1 protein-coding gene is annotated in these 2066 nt (G+C 31.8%); it reads left to right on the top strand.

The window, feature by feature from the left end; translation table 11 throughout:
* Window positions 1-50 precede the first annotated feature (50 nt).
* The gene (locus BLP55_RS16400) at window positions 51-1949 is read left to right on the top strand and encodes a T9SS type A sorting domain-containing protein (protein ID WP_091147424.1); all 1899 of its coding nucleotides are present in this window, start codon (window positions 51-53) and stop codon (window positions 1947-1949) included.
* The last annotated feature ends 117 nt before the right edge of the window (window positions 1950-2066 follow it).

Genomic DNA, 2066 nt, shown 5'->3' with positions numbered 1-2066 from the left:
TGTGTTTTATTGCTTAAATCAAACCGCACAACGGGTATAAAATAAACATTATGAAAAAAATTATTTACTTTTTTACATTAGTTATTTCCATAACTAGCTTTTCACAAGCTCCAACTTTTTCATGGGGGAAAATTAATCACTCAGGATTAAACGATTCTGGTAATGGGGTTGCTGTCGACCAAGTAGGAAATGTAATTGAAATTGGAACTACAAGAGGGTATGAAGGATTAGAATTTAATCTTCAAGGCAATATACTACCTCAATCTCCGCCTGCAGCAGAATATGGTGGTTACACGTCAAATTATGGATGGTCTGATTCTTATATTGCAAAATACAGTTCTTCAGGTACGCTATTGTGGTACTTAAAAACATCCGGCGGCTATTTTGAAAATATACAATCGGTAGATACCGATAGTCAAAATAATATCATACTCGTAATTAGTACTAGATCTTATGATGCTATGTTAGGAAGTATTCCTCTTCCACACCCAATAGGTCAATTTCCAAACAGAGCTAAAGGATTTGTAGTAAAACTAAATCCTAATGGGCAACATATATGGACTAAACCTATCGATGTTAATTTAGGGACTTATCCATTAAATATTGGTCCAAACGGTATTACTATGCGTCAAGTAAAAGTAGATCATTTGGACAATATTTATTGTTTAGGTTTTTTCTTTGGAGAAACAATGTTTGTAGATAATTTTTCAGTAACGGGTAGTGGTGTCTTCAATACCAATCAATATAAAGAAGACTACTTTATGTTAAAATTAAATCCTTCCGGAGATGTTGCATGGCTGTCAGGTTTAAAAAGTTTTGATACTAAGAGTTATTCAAAATTTAACATCAATGAAAATAATGTTATTGCAATTGCTGGTACTGCTAGAGCAGCGACTGTTAATATTGGTAATTTTGTTTTCAATAATCCAATTAACTTAGAAGCCCAGCCTGGATTTTTAGCCAAAATTGATGCCAATACCGGTAATGGAATTTGGGCAACTACACTAAGTACATATTCAGGAATAAATATTGGTTTTGATTATTATGTTTCATTAGGTGTTAGTGAGTCGTTAATTGATAATCAAGGTAATATTTATATTTGTGGTGCAATTCCTGGCTTATGGGAAACTTTTCAAAACTTTAACTTAAGCTTTGGTAGTTCAACTATATTTGCTCCTTATGTTGTTGACCCTAATGGAGGAAATAGTCAAAATTACCGCAGAGACTCATTTATGTTTTTGGCTAAATTTGATAGTGTGGGAAATAGATTATGGTTAAAAACATCTAATGATTTGTATAATTATTCAATTGGCATGAATGATATAGCTTTTGACACTAATGGTAATATTATCGGTTTAGGATCTTATATACAACCTGTTGAAATTGCTAATGGAGTAATACTTCCAAATTCTGATTGTGAAGCCGAAACAAATGGTTGTATCACACAAAATGCTAGAAAATCATTTTTTGTAAAGTTTGATACAACTTCCAATAATTTTGTTTGGTCAAGACAAGCTGGAAGTACATTCAGAATGTCACCCGTGAATATGGATTTATCCAACAGTGATGATATTGTTTTTGGTGGTACTCTAATTCAAGATAATATTAATTTTGACGGAAACATTGTAAATGGTTATCCAGTAGTTGGAGGCTTTACAGACGCATTTATTGCCAAATTTAATAATTCTACACTAGGACTTGACGAGAATAACAACATGACTTTTATTGATATTTTTCCTAATCCGACAAGTGGAGAATTTAATTTTTCGGGAGATATTGAAAATATTAAGAAAATTGAACTCTACGACTATACTGGTAAAATGATAAAGTCTTTAGAAGAAAACAATATAAATCAAGTAGATATTAGTCATCTTCCTGTCGGGCTATATCTTGTCAAAATAATAGACAAATCAGATAACATTTCTACTAAAAAAATAATAAAAAAATAAAAGAATGAAAATACTAAAAAAAACCCGTTGTGCGGTTTGATTTCCCAAGGCATGCTTCAGATGATTTAATGGTTTTCCATTGAGGAAGTTGATGTATTGTAAAACTGCCACGCTACT

This window comes from Flavobacterium caeni (assembly GCF_900101895.1).
GTDB lineage: Bacteria > Bacteroidota > Bacteroidia > Flavobacteriales > Flavobacteriaceae > Flavobacterium > Flavobacterium caeni.
This window is presented reverse-complemented; position numbering and strand designations above follow the sequence as displayed.

What these genes read in the sequence shown, in the direction of transcription:
- BLP55_RS16400 (WP_091147424.1), top strand. Translation starts at nt 51, where the DNA reads ATGAAAAAAATTATTTACTTTTTTACATTAGTTATTTCCATAACTAGC.